The organism is Azospirillum picis, from assembly GCF_017876115.1.
Taxonomy (GTDB): Bacteria; Pseudomonadota; Alphaproteobacteria; order Azospirillales; family Azospirillaceae; genus Azospirillum; species Azospirillum picis.
In genome coordinates this window covers 17,378-38,847 of record NZ_JAGINO010000001.1, presented here as the reverse complement: position 1 = coordinate 38,847, position 21,470 = coordinate 17,378, and the positions used below count along the sequence as shown (strand labels likewise).

The window sequence follows — 21,470 nt, the reverse complement described above, 5'->3', positions numbered from 1 at the left end:
ACTCCAACCGCAAGGACCGACCGACCGCCATGTTCAACGCGCTCTCCCGCCAGCCCGACGACGCCCTGCTCGCCCTGATCGGCCTCTACAAGCAGGATCCGCGTCCGGGCAAGGTCGACCTCGGCGTCGGTGTCTACCGCGACGAGGAGGGGCGGACTCCCGTCTTCCGCGCGGTGAAGGAGGCGGAGCGCCGCCTCTTGGAGGGTCAGGACAGCAAGGCGTATCTAGGGCTGGAAGGCGACGCTCTCTATCTGGAACGGCTGTGGTCGCTGGTCGGCGGGCCGGAAGGCACGCGGGTGTCGGCCGCCGGCGTGCAGACCCCCGGCGGCTCCGGCGCGCTGCGTCTGGCCGCCGACCTGGTGCTGCGCGGCGGCGCCCGGCGCATCCTGGTCGGCCAGCCGACCTGGCCGAACCATGTCGGCATCTTCGCCGCGGCCGGGCTGGAGGTGGTGAGCCACCCCTTCTTCGACACCGCCGGCCAGACCGTGCTGTTCGACTCCATGGCCGCCGCCTTCGAGGCGGCATCCCCCGGCGATGTCGCCCTGCTGCACGGAAGCTGCCACAACCCGACGGGCGCGCCGCTGTCGCTCGACCAGTGGCGCACCCTGGCAGCGATCCTGGAGCGGCGGGGCGTGCTGCCGCTGGTCGACCTCGCCTACCAGGGGTTCGGCCGCGGCCTGGACGAGGATGCCGCCGGCCTGCGCCACCTGATCGGCGCGGTGCCGGAAACGCTGGTCGCCGTCTCGTCGTCGAAATCCTTCGGCCTCTACCGCGAGCGCACCGGCGCCATCTTCGCCGTCGCCGCCAGACAGGACGCGGCGGAACTGGCCAAGTCCAACCTGATGGGGCTCGCGCGCACCAGCTATTCCATGCCGCCCGACCATGGCGCCGCGGTGGTCCGCACCATCCTCGACGACGAGGCGCTGGCGCGCGACTGGACGGCGGAACTGGACGGCATGCGCGCCCGCATCATCGGCATCCGCCGCAAGCTGGCCGCCGGCCTCGCCGGCAGCTTCCCGGCGCTGGCCGCGGTGGCGGAGCAGGAAGGCATGTTCTCCCTGCTGCCGCTGACCGAGGCGGAGGTGCTGCGCCTGCGCGCCGACCACGCCATCTACATGCCGACGTCCGGCCGCATCAACATCGCCGGCCTGAAGACGGCGGAGGTCGACGGTGTCGTGGCGAAGTTCGCCGCCCTGCGCTGATTCCGGAGCCGAGCCGATGGCAGAGACCCTTCCCGCCTCCGGCCCGCAGCAGGGTGCCGCAGCGGACCGCACCGAACACCATCGCCTCTACGAGGACGCATTGGCGATGCTGCTGGGCACCCTGTTCATCGCGCTCGGCATGCTGCTCTACGCCAAGACGACCCTGCTGGCCGGCAGCACCGCCGGGATCGCCCTGCTGCTGAGCTACGTCACCCACATCGAGTTCGGCGCCCTCTTCTTCGTGATCAACCTGCCCTTCTATGTGCTGGCGTGGAAGCGGATGGGGTGGAAGTTCACGGCGCGGACCTTCCTCGCCGTTGCCCTGGTCACGCTGTTCTCGCGCCTGACAGGGTCCTGGATCGGTTTCGACCATCTCGACCCGGTCTATGCCACGGTGCTCGGCAGCGGCTTGTGCGGCACCGGCCTGCTGATGCTGTTCCGCCACCGCACCGGACTCGGCGGCGTCAACATCCTGGCCCTCTATCTCCAGGAGCGCCACGGCATCCGTGCCGGCTATTTCCAACTGGGCGTCGACCTGTCGATCCTGGCCGCGGCGCTCCTCGTGCTGTCCCCCGACCGCCTGCTGCTGTCGGTGGTCGGCGCCGTCATCGTCAACATGCTGCTGGCGATCAACCACAAGCCCGGGCGCTACCTGGGCATTAGCTGACGGGAAGCCGCAGCCACCCTGTGCAAAGGGCCTTCTCAGGGAACGGCGCAACTTTCTGCAGGTGCGGTCCTTGCAAACGGCCAAGCTCGCACCACATGCCCGGCCAGCGTGCAACCAGGATGGAGCAGCCCCGCCTGGCAGGCGGGGGTCGGATGAACAGTTCGCCAAGTGGCCCCAGACGGCCGCGGGGGACCGGAGACCCGGTCGCCCGCGGCGCAACGATTTTCCCGGCGGGCAGTCAACCGGCAGGCTTTCCCCTGCACGGCCCAGCGCCATGAGCGGGTTTACCGCCTCCACGCAGCTTCCCTTGCGCGTTCCGTCACGCCGACGGGTGCGCCGACGCGCCAGGCCCCATCCCCGGCCGGAATCCGCAAGTCCGGCCGTCCGCATTCCACCCATCCGGTTCCGTCGAACGCGGGGCGTCACCGCCCGCCGCGCCATGACGCATGCCCTCTCCACCCGGGAACCCTTCGATGCTCTCGCTTGAGATCGCCATCATCATAGCGCTGACCCTCCTCAACGGCGTGTTCGCCATGTCCGAACTCGCCGTCGTCTCCTCGCGCCGGGCCCGGCTCCAGCATCTGGCGGACCAGGGCGATCGCGGCGCCCGCACGGCGCTGCGGCTGATCGACGAGCCGAGCCGTTTCCTCAGCACGGTCCAGATCGGCATCACCCTGGTGGGCGTCGTCGCCGGCGCCTACGGCGGCGCCACGCTCGGCGACCGGCTCGGCCAGTGGCTCGAAGGTTTCCCCATCTTGGCCGGGCGGGGCGAGGTCCTGGGCGTCGGCGGCGTGCTGGTGATCATCACCTACATGTCCATCGTGCTGGGCGAGTTGATCCCCAAGCGCGTCGCCCTGAAGAATCCGGAGCGCGTCGCTTCGCTGATCGCGCCGCCGATGCGCGTGCTGTCCCGCATCGCTGCCCCCTTCGTTTGGCTGCTCGGCGCCTCGACCGACCTGCTGCTGCGCCTGCTCGGGCTGCATGGCGAGCGGGAGGAGGTGGTCACCGAGGAGGAGGTCCGCTCGATGATCTCGGAGGGCACCCAGGCCGGCGTCTTCGCGCCCGCCGAGAAGGAGATGATCGACGGCGTGCTGCGTCTGGCCGACCGGAGCGTGCGCAGCATCATGATCCCGCGGCCGGATGTCGCCTGGCTCGACCCGGCCAGGCCGCAGGCGGAATTGCTCGAGGCGATCCGCGCCGGCAGCCACTCGCGCTATCCGGTGTGCCGCGGCTCCCTCGACGAGCTGGCCGGCATCGTCCACACCCGCGACCTGCTCGGCGCCGTCGTCCAGGGCCGCCCCTTCGACCTGGAAAGCGAAGCCACCCGGCCGCTGGTCGTGCATGACGGCACGCCGATCCTGAAGCTGCTCGACCTGATGAAGACCTCCGGACACCATCTGGCGATGGTGGTGGACGAGTATGGCAGCATCGAGGGCCTGGTCACCCTCACCGACATCCTGGAAACCATCGCCGGCGACCTGCCGGAGGCCGGCGAGGCTGTGGAGACGGCCGCCATCCGGCGGGAGGACGGCTCCTGGCTGGTGGAAGGCTGGATGCCGGTCGACGAGTTCGAGGATACGGTCGGAGTGCGCGGGCTGCGCGATGCCGGCGACTTCCACACGGTGGCCGGACTGGTGCTGCACCGGCTGGGTCATGTGCCTCAGGCCGGCGAGGTCGTCGAATGGGCCGGCGTCCGCTTCGAGGTTGTCGACATGGACGGACGGCGCATCGACAAGGTGCTGGTGGTTCCCCACGTCGACCAGCCGGCGGGGACCTAGAGTGTGATCGTTTCAAGCGGTATCGCTTGAAACTTGAATCACACGGAAGATCAAAAGTTTAGGGCCTGCCTGGTGCTTCAATAAGCACCAGGCAGGCTTTAGGAGCAGGCGGCGGCCGGGCCGGAACGTCAGGCGGGAATTATCTTTATATCCTACAATCAGTAACACGTACTGCTTATGATACGTCGTATGCCGCGTGCCGAGATGCTAGGTTGGGGATCATCAGGGACACGACGCATCCAGCGGAAGCCAGACATTCGTGACCTCGCCGCCCCCCAGGACCAGCCCGACGGCCCCGCGCGCCAACGCTTCCGCCCGCAGCGTCCATCCGGGCTCGGGCCGCCGCAAGACGCGCCAGCAACAGAAGGGCCGGCAGGTCGACCCTGCCAGCCTGGATGAGGTCCGTGCGCTTCTCGGCGACCGGCCTCGGCGGCCCGACCTGCTGATCGAACACCTGCACCTGATCCAGGACCATTACGGCTGCCTGCAGGCGCGCCATCTCGCCGCCCTGGCGAAGGAGATGCGACTGGCACTGGTCGAGGTCTTTGAGGTCGCGTCCTTCTATGCACATTTCGACATCGTGCTGGACGGCGAACCCGCCCCACCGAAGGTGACCATCCGCGTCTGCGATTCGCTGAGTTGCACCCTTGCCGGGGCCGGGACCCTCCTGGAAGCGCTCAAGGCCGGTGTGGACGGAACCCAGGTCCGCGTGATGCGGGCTCCCTGCATGGGCGGCTGCGACAAGGCGCCGGTCGCGGCAATCGGCCACAGCCTGCATGAGAAAGCGACGGTCGGCAGCGTGCTGGACGCCGTGGCGCACGGCCGCCTCCAGCCGGCCATCCCCGATTACATCGGCTTCGCCGACTATCTCGCCGGGGGTGGTTATCGCGTTCTCGGCGAATGCCTCGACGGCACGCGCGACACCGAAAGCGTGATCGCGAGCCTGGAGGATTCCAGCATCCGCGGCCTCGGAGGCGCCGGCTTCCCGACCGGACGGAAATGGCGCGCCGTCCGGGCCGAGCAGGGCCCGCGCCTGATGGCGATCAACGGCGACGAGGGAGAACCCGGGACCTTCAAGGACCGCTTCCACCTGGAACGCGATCCCCACCGTTTCCTCGAAGGGACGCTGATCGGCGCCTGGGCCATCGAAGCCACCGACATCTACATCTACCTGCGCGACGAATACCCGCAATGCCGGGAAATCCTGCTGCGCGAAATCCCGAAGATCGAGGCTGCCGGCTTCTCACCCCACACCAGGATCCATCTGCGCCGGGGGGCGGGCGCCTATATCTGCGGCGAGGAATCGGCGATGCTGGAGAGCATCGAAGGAAAACGCGGCCTGCCGCGGCACAAGCCCCCCTTCCCGTCGGTGGTCGGCCTGTTCGGCCGGCCGACCCTGATCAACAATGTCGAGACGGTGTTCTGGGTCCGCGAGATCCTGGAGAAGGGCAGCGCCTGGTTCGCAAGCCATGGCGCCAACGGCCGGCGGGGGCTGCGCACCTACTCGGTTTCGGGGCGGGTCAGGGATCCCGGCGTCAAGCTCGCTCCGGCCGGCACGACGCTGCGGGACCTGGTCGACACCCATTGTGGCGGCATGGCCGACGGGCACCGGCTGGCGGCCTATCTGCCCGGCGGACCGTCCGGTGGCATCCTGCCGGCGTCCATGGCCGACATCCCGCTCGATTTCGGGACGCTGGAGCCCTACGGCTCCTTCATCGGGTCCGCCGCCGTGATCGTGCTGTCGGACAAGGACGACATCCGCGAGGTCACGCTGAACCTCCTCAAGTTCTTCGAGGACGAGAGCTGCGGCCAATGCACGCCCTGCCGCGTCGGCACCGAAAAGGCCGTGCAGTTGATCAGCCAGCCGGCATGGGACGAGGATCTCCTGGCCGAACTCGGCAGGGTGATGGGCGACGCGTCGATCTGCGGCCTCGGCCAAGCCGCGATGAACCCGATCAAACAGGTCATGACGCACTTCCGCGACGCGTTCACCCCGCTGCGGAGTGCCGGGGGATAAGGAGACCGCCATGTCCGAGGGCATCGGGTTCACCCTGGACGGGGTTGCGGTGGTCGCCCGCCCCGGCGAAACCATCTGGCAGGTCGCCGAGCGGCTCGGCACGGACATTCCCCACCTCTGCCACCGGCCGGAGCCGGGCTACCGCCCGGACGGCAATTGCCGGGCCTGCATGGTGGAAATCGAGGGCGAGCGCGTGCTTGCCGCCTCCTGCATCCGCAAGCCAATGCCGGGCATGGCGGTCAGGTCGGCCTCGGACCGCGCCAAGGCATCCCGCAAGCTGGTGTTCGAGCTTCTGCTCGCCGACCAGCCGGGTCGCGAGACGGCGCATGATCCCGACTCCGGGTTCTGGAGATGGGCCGATCGCGTGGGGGTGTCCGGCAGCCGCTTTCCCGCCGCCGACCGTCCGACCAAGGTCGACGACCTGTCGCATCCGGCGATGGCGGTCCAGCTCGACGCCTGCATCCATTGCACCCTGTGCGTCCGCGCCTGCCGCGAGGTCCAGGTCAACGACGTCATCGGCATGGCCGCGCGCGGCCCCCTGGAGAAGATCATCTTCGACTTCGACGACCCGATGGGCAACTCGACCTGCGTCGCCTGCGGCGAATGCGTCCAGGCATGCCCGACCGGCGCGCTGATGCCGGCGACGCTGCTGGACGGCCGGGGCGTCTACGCCAATGCGCCCGAGCGCGAGGTCGCGTCCGTCTGTCCCTATTGCGGCGTGGGCTGCCAGCTCACCTACAGGATCCGCAGCGACAGGATCGTCGCCGTCGATGGCCGCGATGGCCCATCCAACCGCAACCGCCTGTGCGTCAAGGGCCGCTTCGGCTTCGACTATGCCCATCACCGCGACCGCCTGACCGTGCCGCTGATCCGGAGGGAGGGCGTTCCCAAGCGCGATGTCGACATCGACCCGCTGGATCCCTTCACCCATTTCCGCGAGGCGACCTGGGACGAGGCGCTGGCCGCAGCGGCCGGCGGCCTCAAACGGATCCGCGACGAGCGGGGCGGCGGGGCGCTTGCCGGCTTCGGCTCGGCCAAGGGCAGCAACGAGGAGGCCTATCTCTTCCAGAAGCTGGTCCGCAGCGGCTTCGGCACCAACAATGTCGACCACTGCACGCGGCTCTGCCACGCCTCATCGGTCGCGGCACTGATCGAGGGCGTCGGGTCGGGCGCGGTGTCGGCGCCGTTCATGGCCGCCGCCGATGCCGAGGTGATCGTCATCATCGGCGCCAACCCGACGGAAAACCATCCTGTGGCGGCGACGTTCTTCAAGAATGCCGCGGAGCGGGGAGCCAAGCTCATCGTCATGGATCCGCGCGGGCTGGCGATGGCCCGCCATGCCACCCACATGCTGCAGTTCACGCCGGGGCGTGACGTGTCGATGCTCAACGCCATGCTGCACACGATCATTGAGGAGGATCTCTACGACCGCCAGTACGTCCAGGCGAACACCGAGGATTTCGAGACGCTGGCAGAAACGGTCAGGCCGTACCCGCCGGAGGCGATGGAGGCGGTCTGCGGCATTCCGGCGGCGACCCTGAGGGAGGTGGCACGGCTCTTCGCCCGGGCCAAGTCGGCGATCATCTTCTGGGGCATGGGCATCTCCCAGCACATCCACGGCACGGACAACAGCCGCTGCCTGATCGCGCTCGCGCTCATCACCGGGCAGATCGGCCGCCCCGGCACCGGGCTGCATCCGCTGCGCGGCCAGAACAATGTCCAGGGCGCCTCCGACGCCGGCCTCATCCCGATGTTCTATCCCGACTACAAGCCCGTCGAGGATCCGGAGGTCCGGGCCTTCTACGAGCGCTACTGGGGAACCAGGCTGGACGACAAGCGCGGGCTGACCGTCGTCGAGATCATGGATGCGGTCCATGACGGTCGGATCAGGGGGCTCTATGTCGAGGGCGAGAACCCCGCCATGTCCGATCCGGACGTGAACCACGCGCGCGAGGCGCTGGCCATGCTGGACCACCTCGTGGTGCAGGACATCTTCCTGACCGAAACCGCCAAATACGCCGACGTCGTCCTGCCGGCCTCGGCCTGGCCGGAAAAGGACGGCACCGTCACCAACACCAACCGTCAGGTCCAGATGGGCCGCGCCGCGGTGCCGCTGCCCGGACAGGCTCGCCAGGACCTGTGGATCATCCAGGAGATGGCCCGCGGTCTCGGTCTCGACTGGGATTACCGCCACGCCCGCGACGTGTTCGCCGAGATGGCGGGAGCCATGCCGTCGCTCGCCAACATCACATGGGAGCGGGTCGAGCGTGAGGGATCTGTGACCTACCCCGTCGACAGCCCCGACGAACCCGGCCACGACATCGTCTTCGGCAACGGCTTTCCGACCAAGTCCGGCCGCGGCCGGATCGTTCCGGCGACGCCGATCAATCCGGCCGAGATGCCCGACGCGGACTACCCGCTGGTGCTCACCACCGGCCGTCAACTCGAACATTGGCACACCGGCTCGATGACCCGCCGATCCAGTGTCCTCGATGCCGTCGAGCCGGAGGCGGTGGCTTACGTCTCGCCGCAGGATCTCACCCGCGCCGGCCTCGGGGCCGGGGATTGCATGCAGGTGTCGAGCCGCCGCGGCACGATTCGCCTGAAGGCGCGAGTCGACGACCGCATGCCGGTCGGACTGGTGTTCATCCCCTTCGCCTACGCCGAGGCGGCGGCCAACCTGCTGACCAATCCGCAACTCGATCCCTTCGGCAAGATCCCGGAGTTCAAGTACTGCGCGATCCGGATCGGGAAAGCCCCAGCCTTCACGGACGAGGCGGCGTGACGCCGCCGGCGGCTCTCAGCCGTCGCTGGACGGCAGCAGCGGGATAACCCGGCCACGGGGTCGGCGGTGCGAGTTCGACGCAGGCTGCGGGACCGGAATGCCGTCGAGCGCCGCGTGGCAGAGAGCGGCCTCGCCTCTGCGGCCGGGTTCGTTGGCGGCGGAAGCCTCCAACCCGCCGACGAAACGCGGGGACTCCAGCCGAATGGGCGGCCCAGTTCCTCTTCCACCTCTCGGGCGAACGTCGCCCCGTCTTTTCCGGGCTCCCGTCTGCCTCTTCCCGCCGCAAGCCGGGGCGGCCGCTCAGGCACGACGATCGCATTTGGCGATAATCGCCCTCTCCCGGGCGGAAGAGGGCGTCATATGCGCGCGCCGTGGCCGCTCAGGCCGCCTGACGAGACCGGCTGTTCGCCTTCATGGCGGCGAAGGCTGCCTGGAAGCTTTCGCAGTCGGCGAGATCCTGCCGGAAGGCGAAATGGGCGCCATGGTCCCCGGCGCCGAGGACCGTTGCGAGGATGCTGGCCCGGTAGCGCGGGATGTCCAGCGTGACCGTGCTGCCGGTGACCAGACCCGCAACGCCCTGGATGTGGGCACCACCGAGCGAAATGTTGACGATGCGCCCCTCAAGGTTTCCCTGCCGGCGTGCGATCAAGCACGGCTCGTCCAATTCCAGGCGTTCGGACTGACGGCGATCCGCGTCGCTGGTGGAGGTACGGACCACCCGCACCAGGACCCGCCGGAGCGCCTCGATGCTGTGCGCCACCTCGCGGGCGTTCCTCTGCACGCCGGATGCCTGTGTGCCGGTTTGGACAGCCTCGCTCGACACCGCACCGATCCGGTCGGACACTTCCCGCGCGGCATCGGAGGTATCAACGACGCTGCGGCTGATCTCCTGCGTCGCCTGGGCCTGCTGCTCCATCGCCGCCGCGATGTCGGCGGAGACCTGATTGATCTCGTCGATCGTGACGCTGATTTCGGCGACCGCCGTCACGGCGGCTGCGGTGACCGTCTCGATGTCGCCGATCTGGCGGGCGATCTCCTCCGTCGAACGGGCGGTCTGGCTGGCGAGGTTCTTCACCTCCTGGGCGACGACAGCGAAGCCCTTTCCGGCCTCGCCGGCGCGAGCCGCCTCGATGGTGGCGTTGAGCGCCAACAGGTTCGTCTGGCCGGCAATGGCGCCGATCAGCTTGGCGACCTCGCCGATCCTTCCCACGGTGTCGGACAGGGAGCGGATCGTCGCCTGGGTACGGTTGCCATTTTCGACCGCCCGGCGGGTGACGGTGCCGGAATGGGTCACGCGCTGCATGATGTCGCTGATCGAGGCCGCCAGTTCCTCGGTGGCTGCAGCCACCGTCTGCGCCGTATTGAGCGCCTGGTCGGCGGCAGCGGCGACCTCGCGGGAATTGTTGCCGACGGTCAGGGCGGAGTTCGCCATGCTCTCCGCATCGCGGGCCATGCCGTCGGTGTGCCTTGCGACCAGGGCGACGGCGTCGCGGGCTTCACGCTCCACCGTGTCGGCCATCGCTTCCAGGGCATGACGGCGGCTTTCCTGCTCGGCTTCCGCATAGGTTTCGAGAAGCAGTTCCAAGTCCATCCAGGCCAGCTTGGTGATCGCCGCGCGCAGGGCATGCGCCTTGCGTTCCTTGGCGGGGCTGAAAAGGCCCTGGAAGGATCCGGCCGCCCCGTTGAGCCCGAGCACACCCAGGATGCCGGTCATGACCGTGTGGTGACAGATCGCCACGGCGTAGCTCGGAACGCCGTTGGCGTAGAAGATGGCGGCCAGTCGCTGGGCGGATTCGACGAAGCCGTCATCGAGCCGGCCTGCGGCGACCCGCATCCAGTGTGCGACCCGCAGCTTGTGCACCTCCGGTTTCATCAGGGCGGAATGGATTTCCGGCCATGGTGCGAAGTGCGCTTGCCAGGACTCCAGCAGGCCGGGCAGGTCACGATCGACGAAGTGGGCGTTGTCCCGCAGCAACCGGATGTCGTCATCGGTGATACCGAAAGTCGTGAAGCGCTTCCGCTGGGCGTCGTGCGTCGTCATCGTGATCATGGTGTTTCCGGGCGCTGGAGGAATGGCGCGAACGGTCCGCGTCGCTTACGCGCGTCCGCCATCATTCGCATGCAGCAAAAACGAGGCCAGACACTGGATCGATGCGTCGGCGGCCTTTTCATTCCGCAGGCCACATTGCCTTTTGTTACGATAATGCCACCGCCTGCATTCCCGGTCGCATTTTGAGACGGCACCTTGCAATTTGCGGTTTTCCTGTCGCGCCCCGCGTCACGGCACGTGCCGCGGTCGGAGATTACGGGGCGCCACCGCCTGCCGATGTTGGCTCACGACATGATAGGATATATACCCGGTCCGTCTTGAGAAGCGCCGCGGCGCTTCCGCCAGGACCTGTGCCTTGACCATCCCTGAGAGCCCCATGTCCGTCCCTCCCGTCTGGTCCGTCCGCAACGCGATCACCCGCATCCACGGGTGCGAGCTGGCGGTGACATGGCGCCCGGATTGCTGGACATGGGTGGTGACCGTCGCAGGAGAGCAGGTCGCCAGCGGAAAGGCGCGCAGCCAGGACGGCGCGCAGGATGCGGCCGTCCTGGCTGCGCGCCGGCATGCCGACGACGGCGGGAAAATACAGCTTCCGCTGCTCTGAACGGCAGGGGCGCCGGGCTATCGCTCCTCAGATGCTGTAGTCGCCCTGCTGCAGGCTCTGGTCCATGGTCAGCGCCGGCGCCGGCTCGCCGCGGCACCAGCCGACGACCTTGGCTGGCACACCGGCCACCGTGGCACATCCGGGCACGTCCTTCAGAACGACGCTGCCCGCTCCCACCTTCGCATGAGCGCCGATGGTGATGTTGCCCAGCACCTTGGCCCCGGCCGACAACAGCACGCCGTCCCGGACCTTGGGATGGCGGTCGCCATGTTCCTTGCCGGTGCCGCCGAGCGTGACGTTCTGCAGGATCGAAACGTCGTTGCCGATGACCGCCGTCTCGCCGATCACCACGCCGGTGCCATGGTCGATGAAGACGCCGCGCCCCACCGGAACCGCCGGGTGGATATCGACGGCAAACACCTCCGACACCCGGCTCTGCAGGAAGTGGGCGAGGTCTCGGCGCCGCCCCCTCCACAGCCAATGGGCGACGCGATGCCATTGCAGGGCATGGTATCCCTTGAAATAAAGAAACGGTGTCAGGCAGCCGTCGGCCGCCGGGTCGCGCGCCAGGATGGCGGCGAGATCGGCGGCGGCGGCTTCGACGATGGAGGGATCGGCGTCCATGGCGTCGCGCACCACGGCGGCCAGCCGGTCCTCCGGCATGGCGCGGTCTGCCAGCTTGCGCACCAGCAGGGCTGCCAGCGCCGGGCCGAAGCCGTTACGCGCCAGGATCGCGTCGTACAGGAAGGGCGCGAGGCCGGCCTCCTCCTCCGCCACCCGAACGGCATCGGTGCGCAACCGCCGCCACAGCGACAATTCGACCGTTTCAGTCTCGCGCACCGTGACGTCCAGGCTGTCCATCGCCTTCACCCTCGTTCCCGATCCACCCGCGGCGCACCGCAGCAGCACCGTCGGCATCCTCCTGACGCAGGCAGCTACTGTGGTGATCCCTCCCCCGGCCGGTCAAGATCGTTGCCGTCAAGCCTGCCTCCCGCAACCGGCGTGCTGCTCCGCGCCTCGCGGGCGCGGCGGAAAGCCAGCGGCGAGCATCCCTCGCGCTTGGTGAAGAAGCGGGAGAAATAGGCGGGATCCGCAAAGCCGAGCGCATAGCCGACCTCCGCCATCCCATGTCCGGTGTAGATCAATGAACGCTTGGCTTCCAGCATCAGGCGGGCATGCACCAGTTGCAGGGTCGATAGTCCGGTGACGCGCCGGCAGGCGGCGTTCAGCCGGCCGGGCGTGACGCCGAGTTCGCCGGCATAGCGCCCAACCGTCCAGTGCTCGCGAAATCTCCGGTCGATCAGCGGCTTGAGGCGGGCGAGCAGATACACCTCGGCGGATATTTCCGCCGACGGCCCGTGCCCGGCAAGGTCGGAACCGCCGCGACGGCGCCGCATGACCAGCCGCAGTGCCGCCACCAGGATCAGCATGACATGAGCGGCGATGGCGTCGGCGCGACCGGGACGATGGCCGTGAAACTCCCGCCCGATATCAGTGAAGGCCCGCGTCAGGTCCGTTTCGTCCTGAGCCCCCGCCACCAGATCACAAGCTATCGGCAAAGCCAGCGCCGTTCGCATTTCTCCCTCCGGTGACGCATTGAGCACAGCCGCCAGGAAACCCTCGGATAGCGTCAGGACATGGCCGTCGGTTGCGGGGTCGAAGCGGAAGCCGTGCACCACCTGTGCGGGGATGGCGAGGAAAGCCGGTGCTCGGAACGACGTCTCCACTCCGTCGACGGTCACCCATCCGCCACCGGCGGTAACCAGCAGCGCATGGCTCAGTCCATCGTGCCGATGTGGGCGCACCTCCCAATTGTGCAAGCGCATACGATCGGGGATGGTCTCGATATGGACGAAGCGCAATTCCGGCACCGCCGGCGGTTCTCCATAAAGCCAATAGCGGGGAACGGATGCGACGAGAAGATCGCGCTCTGGATCAGGATGGGCGGACATCGCACGAGCTCCCGCTGCCGCCGATGAAAAATACAAGAGTATCCCCGATTCTTCTATGTCCGGTTCCCCTCCCGGAAAATATCATTATTCTGATAATCAGTTGTACGGAATATAAACCACTTCCGCGTCTCCCGACGTCCACCGAGGAGGGCGAGACACATGTACTTGGCGAAAGGCGTCCGCACGCAGGTCGCAATCGTCGGTGCTGGCCCGGCCGGGCTGTTCCTGGCCCACCTGCTGCACCGCCAGGGCATCGAGTCGGTGATCCTGGAGCAGCGCAGCCGCGCGGAGATCGAGGGCACCATCCGTGCCGGCGTGCTGGAGCATTGGGTGGTGGACCTGATGAACGACATGGGGCTGGGCGACCGCCTGATGCGCGAGGGGCACTTCCACTCCGGGATCACCCTGCGCTTCGGGCGTCGAAGCCACCACATCGACATGTCGGAGCTGACCGGCGGCAAGCGCGTCACCGTCTACGCCCAGCATGAGGTGATCCGCGACCTTGTCGCCGCCCGACTGGAGGATGGCGGCCGCATCCTGTTCGGCGTGTCGGACGTTGACGTCCGGGATATCGACTGCGCGGCGCCGCGCGTGCTTTTCCGGCAGTCGCCCGACGGACCGATGGAAGAGCTCCCTTGCGACTTCATTGCCGGCTGCGACGGTTTCCATGGGCCGAGCCGGCAAGCCATCCCGGCGGCGTGCCGCCGCGAGTACCAAATTACATATCCCTTCGGCTGGCTGGGCATCCTGGCCGAGGCGCCGCCGTCCCACCCGGAGCTGATCTACGCCAACCACGAGCGCGGATTCGCCCTGCTCAGCACCCGCTCGCCGGAGGTGCAGCGGCTCTACATCCAGTGTGATCCCAGAGACGACATCGCCAACTGGTCCGACGACCGCATCTGGTCGGAACTGCACCGCCGGCTGGAGGATGGGAGCGGCTGGACGCTGACCGAAGGCCCGGTGTTCCAGAAGGGCATCATCGGCATGCGCAGCTTCGTCTGCGAGCCGATGCGGCACGGCCGCCTGTTCATCGCCGGCGACGCCGCCCATATCGTGCCGCCGACCGGCGCCAAGGGCCTGAACCTGGCTGTGGCCGACGTGCTGGTGCTGTCGCGGGCAATGGCGGCCTATTACAGCACGGGCAGCAGCGACGGGCTGGACGGCTACTGCGCCACCTGCCTCGCCCGCATCTGGAAGGCGGAGCGTTTCTCCTGGCACATGACCACCATGCTGCACCGGAATCCGGGAGAATCGGCCTTCGAGCAGCGACTGCATCTGGCGGAGCTCGATCACCTGGTCCACTCCCGGGCGGCTATGGCCGCCCTGGCGGAGAACTATGTGGGTCTGCCGATGGAATGAGGCCGGCGTCGGGCCGACCGCCTATGCCCGTGCGCCCATCAGCGTCTTCAGCATCCTCTCGAACCGCGCGCCGGCCAGAGACACCTGATCGAGCAGCCCCTCGTCCAACTCATCCTCCATGATGCGGCCGGCATCCATCGACTGGGCCTCGCCGACCCTCAACCGGTCGACCGTACCGCGCAGGCGGTCGGCGAGGAAGATCGCCAGTGCCTTGTAGAAGCGGCCGGCGAAGCCGCCGTCGCTGCGCAGCCGCGCCTCGATCTCGCGCTTGGACAGCGCCAGCGCGATGCAGCGACCGTCGGCCGTGACGGTCGCCGACGGCAAGGCGCTGTCGACGAAGGACACCTCACCGATCACCTCGCCGCTACCCAGCCGCGCCACCGTCCCGACCCCGGCGACCACGACGGCGGCATGACCCTCGATCACGATGAACAGCGAGTCCGACGGCTCTCCCTGGCGCACCAGCACGTGCCCGGCTGCCAGGTCCAGCCGCCGGCCGGCGCGGGCCATCCATTCGATGTCCTCGTCGCTGAGGTTCCCCAGGATGTACAGGACCTTGCGCATGTCTCCCCCGTAGAGCGTCAAAGCAATTGCCGGCTGGCCAGCCTGCGGAACGCACCGTCTGCCGCCATCAAGTCATCGTAGGGTCCTGCCTGCACCAGACGCCCCTCCTCCATCACGAAGATCCGGTCGACGTCGCGGATCGTGCTGAGCCGGTGGGCGATCACCACGCGGGTGACGCTGAGCTTGGACAGCGAGGCGGTCACCACCGCCTGGGTGCGGTTGTCGAGCGCGCTGGTCGCCTCGTCCAGCAGCAGCACGCGCGGTCGGTGGACAAGCGCACGGGCGATCATCAGCCGCTGGCGCTGGCCGCCCGACAGGGTGCCGCCACCATCCATCAGCACGGTGTGCATACCCATGGGCATCTGCTCGATGTCCCGGTCCAGACCCACCAGCCACGCCGCGTGCCAGGCGTCGTCCAGACCGAGAGGTGCGGTGCCGACGATGTTCTGGAACAGGCTGCCGGCGGTGACCCGGCCGTTCTGCAGCACCACGCCGATCTGCCGGCGCACGGCGGCGAGGTCGAGCCGCTCTGCAGCGCGGCCGTCGAAGAACACCTCGCCTTGCTCCGGCCGCTCGAAGCCCAGCAGCAGGCGCATCACCGTGGATTTCCCGCTGCCGGAAGCACCGACGATGGCAACGAACTCGCCGGGCTCGATCGTCAGGCTGAGGTCGTGGAGCACACGCGGGCTGTCCGGACCGTAGCGGAAGCCGACGCGGCTGAGCCGGATGCCTCCCTGCAGATCGCCGGGCGCGTCGCGGCCTGCCGGCACCTCCGGAGCGGTCTCCAGGATCGGGCGGGCACGCTCCATCAGCGGCAGCACGGTCAGGCATTTGGTCAGCGCCTGGGCCATCCCGGTCAATGCCGCCATCAGTTGGCCGAAGGCGGTGAGAAAGGCGACGAAGCTGCCGGTGGTGAAGGGCGCCGCCGCATCCCGAGGTGCGGCGGCCAGCGCCTGCTGCTTGGCGTCATGTTCCATCAGCAGCGCCACCGCGAGGAAAACCAGCGCGGTCGCCAGCGTCGGGAAGGCAGCCTGGAAGGTCTCAAGAACATTGGCAAAGCGCTGGGCGGAGACGGCGCGAGATTTCTGGGCGGCAAAGCCGCGGGCCCACTCCGCCATCGCCCGCGGCTCCGCCCCTGCGACACGCAGCTTGCCGATGCCGACGATGAGCTGCAGCACCAGCCCGTCGAGCCGACCCTGGCGACGGATGTGCTCGCGCTCGTGCCGCAACTGGCCATAGGACAACGTCGCCGTCACCGCTGCCGACAGCAGTGCCAGGGTCGTGGCGATGATCGCGAGGCGCCAATCATAGACCGCCAGCAGTCCCAGGCTGACCAGTCCCAACAAGGCGCCCAGCAGGCCGCTCATCGTGCTGGCCGCCAGGATCTCGCGCACTGTCTGCAGGCCGAGCGCCCGGTCGGCGAGGTCGCCGGCGGTGTAGCGGCGAAAGAAGCCGACCGGCAGGGACAACAGCCGGTCGATGAAGGCCGCCTGCATCACACCATCGATCCGGCTTTCCAGCCGTAGCACCGCCAACAGCTTGACGAGGTCGAAGACAGCCCCACCGATCGCGGCGGCCATCAGGCCGACGACGATGACGACGAGCTGCCCGCGATCGGCACGCGGGATGACGCCATCGAACAGCAGGCCGGTGGCGACCGGCACCAGCAGGGCCAGCACCGCCCCGGCCAGCCCGCAGAACAGCAGCCGCATGCCGTCGCCGCCCAGTCCGCGCAGCGGAAAGCGGATGGCCTCCTTCGCCGTCAGGGCTCGGGCAGGCAGCGGCCGGTAGAGGTGAATGCCCTCGGCAGCCAACTCGTCGGCGAGCCCCTGGGTGATGCGGCGCCGCCCGGCGGCGTCCTCGACCTCGAAGCCGGCCGGCGTCGGCAGCAGCGCCACCGGCGCTCGTTCTTCCCCCAGCCAGCCGATCATCGCGGCGCCGTCCCTCCGCCACCAGCCTTCGCGCAGGACCACCTTGCGCCCGCGCAAGCGGGCGGCGGCGAGCAGCGCGTCAAGCGCCTCCGACGCCCCCTTTCCGGCAAGGTCCAAGCGGGGAGGCGGTTCCTCTACCCCCATGTGGCCCGCCAGGGCCACGAACGCGGCAGCGAGAGGATGGGCGACGCCGGTGGCAGCCCGAGGCGTGGCATCCCGTCCACCGGCGGCGAGACCGGCCAGACCCTCCAGCGCTCCCGACAGCGACTCCCGCGCCACCGCCTGGCTGCGGGCGACGCGGGCGGCCTCATCGGCGGCCTGACGGGTAAAGCGAGCCGCGATGCGCTCAAGCACCAGCGCGTGGAAACGGTCGAGCGCAGGCCACAACCGCTCGGGTGACGGCCATGCCTCGGTCAGCGCGACCGTGGATTCGCCAGCACCCTCGATCCAGGCACGGTCCACCAGCGGAAGGGAAAGGCATGGTTCACCGGCATCGGCGGGTGGGCCGCCCAACCAGGACACCCGCCCATCCGTTACCGTCAGCCACAACGGACGGCGCGGGTCGGCATGAAGCCGCTCACCGGAGCCAAGGCGGTGGTCTCCCGGTTCCGCCACCCGGTCCGGCCATATCGCCTCCCCGCCGGTCGCCGCATCGGTCAGGCGCAGGATCCACGCTTCTGCGCGAGGCAGGAAATCCTCTTCCGCGGCGAACGCCGCCCACTCCTGTCCATGCAGGCGCGAACCGATGGAGCCGACCGCCACCAGGGTCGCCCTGCCCGGCTGCCCGACGCCGAACAGCAAGGCCCCGGTCTCGGCACGGAACAGATGGCGGCGCAGGACTGCGTTGCCATCCGGGGAATCGACCAGAAAGAGGTCGACATAGCCGTCCTCGACACGCCAGCCGAACCGCGGGTCGCGCAGATTCAATGGCCGGTGGCTGCCACCTTCCAGCAGGACGGGCGCCGCGAGGGTTTCGTTGCTGTCCAGCACGTCCATCGCCTCAGCCCGCCGCGATCAGCGAAGCGTATTCGCCGCCACGCGCCAGCAAGTCCTCGTGGCTGCCCCGCTCGACCACCCGGCCACGATCGAGCACGATGATCTCGTCGCAGTCACGGATCGTGCTGAGCCGGTGGGCGATGATGATGCAGGTGCAGCCGCGCCGCCGCAAATTGTCGTCGATCAGCTTCTCGGTTGCGACGTCGAGCGCCGCCGTCGCTTCGTCAAGCACCAGGATGGACGGATCGCCGGCAAGTGCCCGGGCGATTTCCAGCCGCTGACGCTGGCCGCCGCTGAAATTCACCCCGCCCTCGGCAACCGGCGCGCCAAGCTGACCGGGCCGGCCGGCGACCTCGCCCAGGATGGCGGCGTCCTCCAGCGCATGGGTCAGCGCCGCATCGGGCACGGTACCATCCCACAGGGTCAGGTTGTCGCGTACTGTGCCGTCGAACAGGAAGACGTCTTGGTCGACATAGGCGATGGATGCGGCACGCAGCGGCACCGGGATGTCCGCCGCGGGCCGCCCGTCGAACAGGATCTGCCCGGACCAGGGTTGGGCCAACCCACAGATCAGTCGGCCGATGGTGGATTTCCCGCTCCCCGATCCACCGACCAGCGCCACGCGCATGCCGGGCGACAGCGACAGCGACAGCCCTTCGATCAGCGGAGGGTCGAGCACGCTGTAACCGAAGGAGACATCGGCCAACGCCACCGCGCCACCGAGCCGCGGCGGTCCGTCCAAGTCGGCCGTTGCCGCCACAGCAGGAACGGCTAAACCCGATTGGGAATCTACCGCATGCTCCAGCGTGTCGTTGAGGCGTTGCAGGTCGGCCTTCACGCGCTGGAGCGTGCCGCCCATGCCGATCAATTTGGTGATGGGGGCGGAGAAGCTGGACGCCAGGCTTTGAAAGGCTGCCAATGCACCGACGGTCATCGCGCCATCCATCACCCGAAGGGCTCCCAACCCAACGATCGCCGCGGTGGCGAGCGCATTGAGGAAGGCCGGCGCCACGGTAAGCAGCGAGGAATGGACCCCCAGCGTCTGCCGCACCGCCAGCAGCCGCGCCTGATAGCCCGCCCAGCGCTCGAAGGCCTGCCCTTCCAGCCCGGCCGACTTCAGCGTCTCGATAGCCTGGATGCTGCCGATGGTGACGGCTCCCAGCTTGGCCTGTTCGGCCAGCAGACGCCGCCCGGCATCCTCCCGCCCGCGCGATGCTCCCCGCAGGAACAGCACGTTGCCCAGCGCCTGCAGGATGGCCACTGCCGCCAGGGCGGCATCGTAGCTCAGCATCACCAGCCCGAAGAAGAGGATGGTCAGCAGGCTCATCGCCGCGGTCGCCATCTCCCCCGACAGCAGCCGCGCCACCCTGTCGTTGGCGGCGACGCGGCCGGCGATGTCGCCGGGATGGCGCTGGCCGAAGAAGGGCACTGGCAATTGCAGCAGCCGCCAGACATAGCGGCTGGCCATCACCATGGCGAATTTGGTTTCCAGCTTCAGCAGGGCCGATTGCTGCAGGGCCGTCAGCAGCGCCCTGACCAGCGCGGTGACCGCCATGCCCAGCAGCAGCGGCACCAGCCAGTTGCGCTGGGCGCCGACCAGCACCTCGTCGACGAACGCCTTGGTGAAGGCGGGAAGTGCGATCCCCGGCAGCACCAGCGCCAGACTGGCCGACAATGCGTAAGCCACCGCGGCGCGCGAATGGCGCAACTGGCGGCCCAGAAGCGCGGCCACACCCGGTGGCTTGGCGCCGGCGACGAACTCCGGCCCTTTCTCGAAGGCCAGCGCCACCCCGGTGAAGGCTTCGGAGAACTCGGCGCGGGTGACGCGCCGCGGACCGGTCACCGGGTCGTTCAAATAGGCATGGCCGCCCTTGAATCCTTCGAAGACCAGGTAATGGTTGAAGTTCCAGTGGACGATCAATGGCCAGGGCATGTCGGCCAGCGCCTCTGGTTCCTTCTTGAACCCCTTGGCAACCAGACCGTAGCGCCGGCCGGCGCGCAACAGGTTGCTGGCCTTGCTGCCGTCGCGCGACACGCCGCAGGCGACACGCAGCTCCTCCAGCGGTACCCAGCGGCCGAAATGGGCGAGAACGATGCCAAGCGACGCGGCGCCGCACTCCACCGCCTCCATCTGGAGCAGGGTGGGCGTGCGGACACGCCTGCGCCGGCTGCGCGGCGCTCCAACGGCCTTGCTGGAGGCGGCATTGCTGGTGGAAGCACCGCTCACAGGCCGGTCACCTTGCGCAAGGCGGGGATAACGAAGGCAAGCGGTGGCTGCTCGCGCACCGTCACCTCGCCCTCGGCCAGCGTACCGCTGGTGATGGCCATCGCCGGCCCGGCACCCGAGGACCAACGATAGCCGGAAGGAGCGGTGGCATCGGGCAGCAGGTCGACACGGACGGCGAAGGGCGGGCCCTTGGCAGAGAATTGCTGGACCAGCCGGTCGTTCTGCAGCACCGCCTGCATGCCCTGTGGGGTGGAGGGGAAATCGGAAACCTCGGCGACGCGGCCGATCAGCGTGCCGTACTCCTCCTTGCGCGCGGTGGAAGGCGCAATGCGGACATCCATGCCGGGCTTCAGCGCCTTGCCGTGCTCCGGTGGGACATAGAGCACGAGCTGCAGACCGCGTGCCCCGCTTTCGATGCTGACCACCGGCATGCCGGCGGCGACGCGGGCGCCGTCCGCCACCTTCCACTCGGTGACGCGCCCGTCGGTCGGGCTGAGGATGCGGGTGTCCTGCTCGATCTGCAGGACCAGCTCGTCCACCCGACGGCGGGCGTCGGCGACACGGTCGCCTCCGTCCGCCCGCGCCTGCTCGGCGCGGCTGGCCATGTCCAGCTCCTCGGTGTCGATCTGGAGCAACTGGCTTTTGGCGTCACTGACCTTCTGGCGGGCGGCGGCGAGCTCCTGGCGGGTTTCTTCCACCCGCTGGCGCGTGGTGAAGCCCCGGCTGGCGATATCCTCCTGCCCGCGCAGGAGGGTGGCCAGGAACTCCACCCGCGCCTCCGCGGCGGCGACAACCTGTTTCAATGCGACGCGCCGGGCGGCGAAGTTGGCCTGCCGCGCCAACGCCTCGCGGTCGAGCTGGGCGGAGCGGCGGGCGAGGTCCCCCTCCCGTTCCGCCAGCACTGCCCTGGCATGCTCCAGCGTCTGCTCCAGCTCGGCCTTGTCGATGCGGGCGAGAAGCTGGCCCGCCGCCACGGTGTCTCCGGGTTTGACCCCCGGCATCACCAACGTTCCCGAGGCCGTGGCAACGGCATCGAACACCCGCCCCCCGCTGCCCACCAGCAACCCGGAGCCGGTCACCCGCGTCGGGATGGTGCCGACCACACTCCAGACCACGGCGACAGCCAACAGAGCCAGCAGAGCGGCCAGCGCCAGCCAGCCGCGCGGCGACGTCAGCGCAACCACCCGGTCCAGTTCCTCCGGCGAGGAGAGGCGGTCGAGCGCCGCCTTGCGAAACAGGCGCTCCGATGGGGAAACGGTCATTGGCGCGGCGGCTCCGGGTTCCCCCAACAATGGCGATTTGGAGAGTGTGCGAATGGGCAGTCTAAGCACTTTCGTA

General features: G+C 68.6%; 14 protein-coding genes. 7 read left to right on the top strand and 7 right to left on the bottom strand.

Features of this window, described 5'->3' with window-relative positions:
• Window positions 1-29: 29 nt before the first annotated feature.
• The 5 genes from J2850_RS00160 to fdhF all read left to right on the top strand — a co-directional run bounded on the left by J2850_RS00160 (window position 30) and on the right by fdhF (window position 8,449).
• A complete protein-coding gene (locus J2850_RS00160) occupies window positions 30-1,202 on the top strand; it encodes an amino acid aminotransferase (RefSeq protein ID WP_209977565.1) in 1,173 nt (390 codons plus the stop codon).
• A gap of 16 nt (window positions 1,203-1,218) precedes the next feature.
• Window positions 1,219-1,869, top strand: a complete 651-nt coding sequence (locus tag J2850_RS00155) for a YitT family protein (protein WP_209977564.1) — start codon at window positions 1,219-1,221, stop codon at window positions 1,867-1,869.
• A 473-nt stretch (window positions 1,870-2,342) separates the two neighbouring features.
• Window positions 2,343-3,647 (top strand): hemolysin family protein, encoded by a 1,305-nt coding sequence (locus J2850_RS00150; RefSeq protein ID WP_209977562.1) that lies wholly within the window; start codon window positions 2,343-2,345, stop codon window positions 3,645-3,647.
• A 259-nt stretch (window positions 3,648-3,906) separates the two neighbouring features.
• Window positions 3,907-5,664 (top strand): NAD(P)H-dependent oxidoreductase subunit E, encoded by a 1,758-nt coding sequence (locus J2850_RS00145; protein ID WP_209977560.1) that lies wholly within the window; start codon window positions 3,907-3,909, stop codon window positions 5,662-5,664.
• A 10-nt stretch (window positions 5,665-5,674) separates the two neighbouring features.
• Window positions 5,675-8,449 carry a formate dehydrogenase subunit alpha gene (gene fdhF / locus J2850_RS00140; RefSeq protein WP_209977558.1) on the top strand — a complete coding sequence of 925 codons (2,775 nt, stop codon included), beginning with the start codon at window positions 5,675-5,677 and terminating at the stop codon, window positions 8,447-8,449.
• A gap of 379 nt (window positions 8,450-8,828) precedes the next feature.
• Here fdhF and J2850_RS00135 read toward each other — a convergent pair whose 3' ends face one another.
• A complete protein-coding gene (locus J2850_RS00135; RefSeq protein WP_209977556.1) occupies window positions 8,829-10,499 on the bottom strand; it encodes a methyl-accepting chemotaxis protein in 1,671 nt (556 codons plus the stop codon).
• 376 nt (window positions 10,500-10,875) lie between these two features.
• Here J2850_RS00135 and J2850_RS00130 point away from each other — a divergent pair, with 376 nt between their 5' ends.
• Window positions 10,876-11,103 carry a hypothetical protein gene (locus J2850_RS00130; RefSeq protein WP_209977554.1) on the top strand — a complete coding sequence of 76 codons (228 nt, stop codon included), beginning with the start codon at window positions 10,876-10,878 and terminating at the stop codon, window positions 11,101-11,103.
• A 27-nt stretch (window positions 11,104-11,130) separates the two neighbouring features.
• Here J2850_RS00130 and cysE read toward each other — a convergent pair whose 3' ends face one another.
• Entirely contained in the window at window positions 11,131-11,964 is an 834-nt protein-coding gene (cysE, locus tag J2850_RS00125) for a serine O-acetyltransferase (RefSeq protein WP_209978361.1), read from the bottom strand.
• Between the two features lie 74 nt (window positions 11,965-12,038).
• Window positions 12,039-13,055 carry a helix-turn-helix domain-containing protein gene (locus J2850_RS00120; protein ID WP_209977552.1) on the bottom strand — a complete coding sequence of 339 codons (1,017 nt, stop codon included), beginning with the start codon at window positions 13,053-13,055 and terminating at the stop codon, window positions 12,039-12,041.
• A 159-nt stretch (window positions 13,056-13,214) separates the two neighbouring features.
• On the opposite strand from J2850_RS00120, the gene pobA reads away from it, so the two are divergent.
• Window positions 13,215-14,414 carry a 4-hydroxybenzoate 3-monooxygenase gene (gene pobA, locus J2850_RS00115; protein ID WP_209977550.1) on the top strand — a complete coding sequence of 400 codons (1,200 nt, stop codon included), beginning with the start codon at window positions 13,215-13,217 and terminating at the stop codon, window positions 14,412-14,414.
• A gap of 21 nt (window positions 14,415-14,435) precedes the next feature.
• On the opposite strand, the gene J2850_RS00110 is transcribed toward pobA, so the two are convergent.
• The 4 genes from J2850_RS00110 to J2850_RS31595 are packed head-to-tail and all read right to left on the bottom strand — an operon-like array spanning window position 14,436 to window position 21,394.
• Window positions 14,436-14,978 (bottom strand): cyclic nucleotide-binding domain-containing protein, encoded by a 543-nt coding sequence (locus J2850_RS00110; protein ID WP_209977548.1) that lies wholly within the window; start codon window positions 14,976-14,978, stop codon window positions 14,436-14,438.
• Window positions 14,979-14,995: 17 nt separating this feature from the next.
• Window positions 14,996-17,899 (bottom strand): NHLP bacteriocin export ABC transporter permease/ATPase subunit, encoded by a 2,904-nt coding sequence (locus J2850_RS00105; protein ID WP_209977546.1) that lies wholly within the window; start codon window positions 17,897-17,899, stop codon window positions 14,996-14,998.
• 10 nt (window positions 17,900-17,909) lie between these two features.
• On the bottom strand, window positions 17,910-20,132 hold the full coding sequence (locus tag J2850_RS00100; RefSeq protein ID WP_209977544.1) for an NHLP family bacteriocin export ABC transporter peptidase/permease/ATPase subunit: 2,223 nt from the start codon (window positions 20,130-20,132) through the stop codon (window positions 17,910-17,912).
• Window positions 20,129-21,394, bottom strand: a complete 1,266-nt coding sequence (locus J2850_RS31595) for an NHLP bacteriocin system secretion protein (RefSeq protein WP_209977542.1) — start codon at window positions 21,392-21,394, stop codon at window positions 20,129-20,131. Before J2850_RS31595 ends, J2850_RS00100 begins: the two co-directional genes overlap by 4 nt.
• Window positions 21,395-21,470: the final 76 nt, after the last annotated feature.